At 76.1% G+C, this 5,856-nt stretch carries 4 protein-coding genes and 1 pseudogene; 3 read left to right on the forward strand and 2 right to left on the reverse strand.

All coding sequences use genetic code 11. The features are described 5' to 3' along the window. The first annotated feature begins 109 nt into the window (after window positions 1-109). Window positions 110-1,927, forward strand: coding sequence for a zinc-dependent metalloprotease family protein (locus CTKZ_RS12135; protein WP_124343188.1), 1,818 nt, complete (start codon window positions 110-112; stop codon window positions 1,925-1,927). 121 nt (window positions 1,928-2,048) lie between these two features. Here the strand turns inward: CTKZ_RS12135 and hisS are convergent, their stop codons facing one another. Both hisS and CTKZ_RS12145 read right to left on the reverse strand, forming a co-directional pair. Further along, on the reverse strand, window positions 2,049-3,416 hold the full coding sequence (hisS, locus tag CTKZ_RS12140) for a histidine--tRNA ligase (RefSeq protein WP_124343189.1): 1,368 nt from the start codon (window positions 3,414-3,416) through the stop codon (window positions 2,049-2,051). A gap of 107 nt (window positions 3,417-3,523) precedes the next feature. After that, window positions 3,524-4,249: an MBL fold metallo-hydrolase gene (locus CTKZ_RS12145; RefSeq protein WP_124343190.1), complete on the reverse strand. Its 726-nt coding sequence runs from the start codon at window positions 4,247-4,249 to the stop codon at window positions 3,524-3,526. A gap of 152 nt (window positions 4,250-4,401) precedes the next feature. On the opposite strand from CTKZ_RS12145, the gene CTKZ_RS12150 reads away from it, so the two are divergent. Both CTKZ_RS12150 and CTKZ_RS12155 read left to right on the forward strand, forming a co-directional pair. After that, on the forward strand, window positions 4,402-5,175 hold the full coding sequence (locus tag CTKZ_RS12150; protein WP_124343191.1) for a peptidylprolyl isomerase: 774 nt from the start codon (window positions 4,402-4,404) through the stop codon (window positions 5,173-5,175). Further along, window positions 5,172-5,856, forward strand: a pseudogene (locus tag CTKZ_RS12155) (hypothetical protein); the annotation flags it as partial. The gene CTKZ_RS12150 and the pseudogene CTKZ_RS12155, both read left to right, overlap by 4 nt.

Consider the following 5,856-nt stretch of genomic DNA (forward strand, 5'->3'; position numbering starts at 1 on the left):
GCCGCCCGCGCGACGCACCCGTCGACGCGGTCGGCTCCGGTGCGTCCCGCGGCGCCGCAGTCGCGGCCCTCGCCACGCCCGTCACGTCTCGAGAAACGGAAGCACTCCGATGCGCCAGCACCGGTCCAGCGCCGCCCTCCGCACCGGACGACCGCCCGGACGCCGTCATGGCGCCCGAGGCGTCGTCGCCGCCCTCGCGTCGACCGGGATCCTCGCACTCCTCGTCGCGGCTCCCGCCACGGCGGCCGCGACGGACACCCGACCTCTCACCGGCACCTACGAGCGGCTGGACGCCGACCCGCCGCTCCCCCCACCCGCCGACCCGCCGCTCCCCCCGCCCGCCGAGCCGACCCTCCCCCCGCCCGCAGACGCCGGCGCCCCGCGCACCGGCGAGACCACCCGTCCCGCAGCCGCGACGAGCCCGGGTGCACCGGACCGGACCCACGACCTCGTCCGGCTCGCCGACGGCACCGGCGTCCAGGTCGACGGCGACGCGGGCCTCTTCGACGGCGTCGCGCCGGGCCAGCGCGTGCGCGTGACGGGCACGCGGTCGGCCGAGGCACCCGATGTCGGCGAGGCGGGCGCGACCTTCGACGGCACGGCGGTGCGGACGCTCTCCGCCGCGCCCGGCACCGCCGCCGTCGGCGAGCGCACGGTCGCCGTGGTCCTGCTCCGCCTCGGACCCGCGGGCGCCGAGCCTGTGCCCGTCGACGACGCGCGGCGCGTGTTCTTCACCGCACCGGACTCGGTCGCGGCCTACGTCCGCGAGAGCTCGTGGTCGCAGCTCGAGCTGCGGGGCCGCGACCGGCCGGACGGGGACGTCTACGGCTACCTCGAGATCCCGGCCGGCACCGGCTGCTGGGGCGAGGCGTCCGCCGGGGCGGACGCGGCGCAGGCGGCCGGCCTCGACCTGGCCGGCTACGACCACGTCGCGTTCGTCCTCGACTCCCCCGACCGCGGCTGCTGGTACGGCGGGTGGGCCTACATCGGCGGCCAGGTCTCGGTGAACCTCTGGGCGGGCGACTCGGGCACCCGGGCCGTCGCGCAGCACGAGATCGGCCACAACCTCGGCCTCAACCACGCCAACGCGCTCGTCTGCACGGCGGCCGACGGGCACCTGACGTCCGTCGAGACGCCGGGTGGGTCCTGCCTCGTCCAGGAGTACGGCGACCCCTTCGACGCCATGGGCGACGCCTGGAACCAGATGCAGTTCTCGGCGAACTACAAGGCCCGCCTCGGGTGGGTCCCCGCGTCGCGTGTGACGACCGTGACGCGGTCCGGGACCTACGCGCTCGCGTCGTCGGAGGCGCCCACGGGAGAGCCGCAGGACCTCCGCGTCCCGCTCCCGTCGGGCGACTACTACGACCTCGACGTCCGGCAGCCCTACGGGCAGACCTGGGACGCCAAGGTCAGCCTGTACCCCGCGCTGATGAACGGTGTCGAGATCCGGCGTGCGAGCGAGGTCGGAACCGCGCTCGTCGACACGACGCCCGGCGACGGGTACGACGACGCCGCGCTCCAGGTGGGCCAGACGTTCACCGACGCCGCGGCGGGGATCACGATCACGACCGAGTCCGTCGGGCCGGGCGGCGCGGTCGTGCGCGTCGACCTCGGCACGGTCGGCGGCGGGTGGGCGAGCACGTACCCGACGATGACGCTGCGCGGCACGAGCACCGAGTGGGCCCCCGTGCCGATGACGCTGGTCGCCGACCACACGTGGCGGCTCACAATGCCGTTCGGCGCGCACCCCGACGAGGCGCTGCTGCTCGACACCGACGGCACGGGCGCGGTCACGTTCGGCGACGCCGCCGGCGACGGGACGGCCGAGCCCGGCGGTCCGCGCACCCCGATGACGCAGGGACCGGCGGTCTACGAGGTGACGTTCCGCGACGACACGCTCGCGTACACGGTCGTGCGCGTCTGGTGAAGCGGGACGGGCCGCGGCGCGCCCTCGCTGACGCGGCCCGTGCCGCATCCCGGCGCGGGCCGTGCGTCACGACGGCGCCGGTCCGTGCGGCACGGCGACGCACGGACCGGCGCCGTGCGCGTCAGGCCTCGGCCGGGACCACGCGGGGCCACAGGTCGTCCGCCGGCGGCGCCCACGACGCGGCGTCGGCGGGCACCTGCTCGCCCGAGCGGATGTCCTTGACCTGGTCGCCCTCGTCGCCTCCCGGCTGCCCGAGGAACCACACGAAGGGGATCCCACGACGGTCGGCGTGCCGGATCTGCTTGCCGAACTTCGCCGCCGACGGCGCCACCTCGACGGGGATCCCGCGCGACCGCAGCGCGGTGGCGACCGCGTCCGAGCGCGACCGGTCCGCCTCGTCGGTCACCGCGACCAGCACGGCCGACGGCACCGAGCGCGTCGCGCGGACCAGCCCCGCGCCGAGCAGGCGCGACACCAGACGCGAGACGCCGATCGAGAGACCGACGCCGGGGTAGGTCGTCGCACCGTCGGACGCGAGCGTGTCGTAGCGCCCGCCGGAGCAGATCGACCCGAGCTGCTCGTGCCCGACGAGCACCGTCTCGTACACGGAGCCCGTGTAGTAGTCGAGCCCGCGCGCGATCTTGAGGTCCGCGACGACGACGCCCGGGGCCCGCTGGGCCGCGGCGCGCACGAGCGCGCCGAGCTCGTCGAGGCCCTCGTCGAGCAGCGTGTGCTCGGCACCGTGCCGCGCGGCGACCGCCCGGACGGCGTCGACGACGGACTCGTCGTCGCCCTGCACGGACGCGAGCTCGAGGCACGCCTGCGCCTGCTCCGGGGTCGCGCCCGCCTCGGCGACGAGCAGCTCCGCGACCGCCGGCCCGCCGATCTTGTCGAGCTTGTCGATGCCGCGCAGCACCGCGTCGACGTCGGTCAGCCCGAGCCCGCGGTAGAAGCCCTCCGCGACCTTGCGGTTGTTCACGAGGATCCGCACGGGCGGCAGGCCGATCTCCTGCAGCGCACCGAGCGCGTCGGCCATGACGAGCGGCAGCTCGACCTCGTAGTGGTACGGCAGGTCACCCGCCGCGACGACGTCGATGTCCGCCTGGACGAACTCGCGGAACCGGCCGTCCTGGGGGCGCTCGCCGCGCCACACCTTCTGGATCTGGTAGCGCCGGAACGGGAACGCGAGGTGCCCGGCGTTCTCGAGCACGTACCGCGCGAACGGCACCGTCAGGTCGAAGTGCAGCCCGAGGCGTCCGCCGCGGTCCGGGTTCGCCGCGTCCTCCTGGAGCCGCGACAGGACGTAGACCTCCTTCGACGTCTCGCCCTTGCGCAGCAGCTGGTCGAGCGGCTCGACCGCACGCGTCTCGATGCCCGCGAACCCGTGGAGCTCGAACGTCCGCCGCAGGACGTCGAGCACGTGCTGCTCGACCATGCGGCCGTCGGGCAGCCACTCGGGGAATCCGGACAGGGGTGTGGGTCGCGCCATGGGGTGGAAGTCTTCCAGACCTGCCGCGGGGGTCGCGTCCGCATCCCGCGGCCGGTGCACCGTCCCGCTGTCGGCTCCCCGGCGGGGCCGTCGGGAGGTCGCCGCGGTCAGCCGCGCGCGAGGAACGGGTTCGTCGCGAGCTCCGTCGCCATGTCGCTCGTCGGGCCGTGCCCCGGGACGACGACGGCACGCGGGTCGAGCCGCGCGACGACGTCGCGCAGCGTGCGCGCCATGATCGGTCCGTCCCCACCGGGGAGGTCGGTGCGGCCGATCGTCCCCGCGAACAGCACGTCGCCCGTGAGCACGACCGGCTGCCCGTCGCCCGCGTCGAGGAGGTACAGCGTCGACCCCTCCGTGTGCCCGGGCGCATGACGCGCGACCACCGTCACCTCGCCGACCTGCCACGTGACGTCGGCGCTGCGCGGGTCGGTCGCGTCGGCGCCGAACGGCTCGAGCCGCGCCGGCCGGTGGTACGCGTGCACGTCCACCCCGGCCGCGGTCAGCGCCTGGCCGAGCGGACCCGACGGGTCATGCGCGGCGCCGCCGAGCGCGCCGAGCGTGCCGAACGGGTCCGCGAGGCGGTACGCGTCGGCCGCGTGCACGCGGACCGGGACGTCCAGCGTCTCCGCGAGCGCGCCCGCGTCCCACGTGTGGTCGGCGTGCCCGTGCGTGACGAGCACCGCAGCCGGCCGCAGGCCGCGCGCCGCGATCTCCGCGGCGACCGCCGCGGCGACGCCCGCCCCGGGGTCGACCACGACGCACGCGCCGTCCTCGGCGACGACGACGGTGCACCGGGCCGCGAACACGGGGGCCACGAACGAGAGAAGATGCATGGCCCGCACCGTAGCCCGCGACGCCCGTGGCGCGTCCGCGCGTCGGTCGTTGCCTCGACCAGGGCCCGGGCTGCCTAGACTGTCCGGGGTTCCTTCGTGCGGTGCGGCAGGTCGACGCCTGTCGTGCCGCACCGTCGACGCGAGGAGTGTGCGTGTCCAGCAAGCGCGAGCGCGAGTACGAGCGCCGCCGGTACGAGAAGTGGCAGGAGCGTCAGACGCAGGCGCGGGCGCGCCATCGTCGTCAGCGCGTCATCGCGGGATCCGTGGTCGGGGTGCTGGTCCTCGGCCTCGGCATCGGTGCCGCGGTCGCCCTGACACGCGACGACGCCCCGCCCACCGCCGACGCCACGACACCCCCGGCCACGACCCCGGACCCGGGCGCGACGTCACGCACGGGCAACGGCGGCGTGGTCCCCGACCCCGCCGCGGCCGAGGGCCGCACGTGGACGGGCGAGCTCGCGCTGTCGCAGGGCACCGTCGGCTTCGAGCTCGACGGCGCCGCCGCGCCGCAGGCGGTCGCGAACTTCGTGACGCTCGCCGGCGAGGGCTACTTCGACGGCACGTCGTGCCACCGCCTCACCACGCAGGGCATCTACGTGCTGCAGTGCGGCGACCCCACGGCCACCGGGACCGGCGGCCCGGGCTACTCGTGGGGCCCGATCGAGAACGCGCCCGCCGACGACCTCTACCCGGCGGGCACGATCGCGATGGCCCGCCAGGGCGGCAACGGCGAGTCCATGGGCAGCCAGTTCTTCCTCGTGTACGAGGATTCGCAGATCCCGTCGGACTCGGCGGGTGGATACACCGTGTTCGGCCACATCACGTCCGGCATGGACGTGCTGCAGGCCATCGCTGACGCGGGCACCGTGGAGGGGTCGGAGACCCCGGTGGACGCCGTCACCATCGAGGGAGTGGAGACCCAGTGACCGAGACCCCCGCATCGACCTCCTCGCCGGAGGACCCGACGCCCACTCCCCCGACCTCCGCCCCCGCCGTTCCCCAGGACGACGCGCCGACGGACGCCGCACCCGCGGACGCCGCCACCGCCGACGAGGCCACGACGACCGACGACGCGACCGACGCCGGGTCCGCCACCGACGCCACCGTGCCGCCCGACGACCCGACCGCCGGCGACGTGCCGAGCACCGACACCGCCGACGCGGCAGCCACGACCGACGCCACCCACGAGGCGGCCGTGGTCGCCGCCGACGACGCGGCCGAGACCGGTGCCGACGAGACCGGGACGACCGGCACGGCGGACCCGACGGTCGACGCGATCGAGATGACCGGCTCGGCGGACGCGACCGAGGCGACCGGCCCGGCGGAGGCGACCGGGGCGACCGCCACGGGCGACGCCGCCGACCAGGTGACCGCAGCGGAGACGACCTCGGCCGCGACCGCCGACGAGGTCGCCACCGCCGAGGCCGCCGACGAGGCGAGCACGACGGAGAACGCCGACGAGGCGAGCACGGCGGAGGACGCCGACGAGGCGGCCGGGACGACCGACGAGGCCGCGGCCACGCCGTCGCCCTCGACCGCGGTGCCGACGCCGCGTCCGACGCCCGCGTCGGCGCGCCCTGGCCCGCGACCGCGTCCGGTGCCGCACC

The sequence above is a fragment of the Cellulomonas algicola genome, from assembly GCF_003851725.1.
Lineage (GTDB): Bacteria > Actinomycetota > Actinomycetes > Actinomycetales > Cellulomonadaceae > Cellulomonas > Cellulomonas algicola.

Coding starts and splice junctions, on each gene's coding strand:
- CTKZ_RS12135 (WP_124343188.1), top strand. CDS start 110: ATGCGCCAGCACCGGTCCAGCGCCGCCCTCCGCACCGGACGACCGCCC.
- hisS (WP_124343189.1), bottom strand. CDS start 3,416: ATGGCGCGACCCACACCCCTGTCCGGATTCCCCGAGTGGCTGCCCGAC.
- CTKZ_RS12145 (WP_124343190.1), bottom strand. CDS start 4,249: ATGCATCTTCTCTCGTTCGTGGCCCCCGTGTTCGCGGCCCGGTGCACC.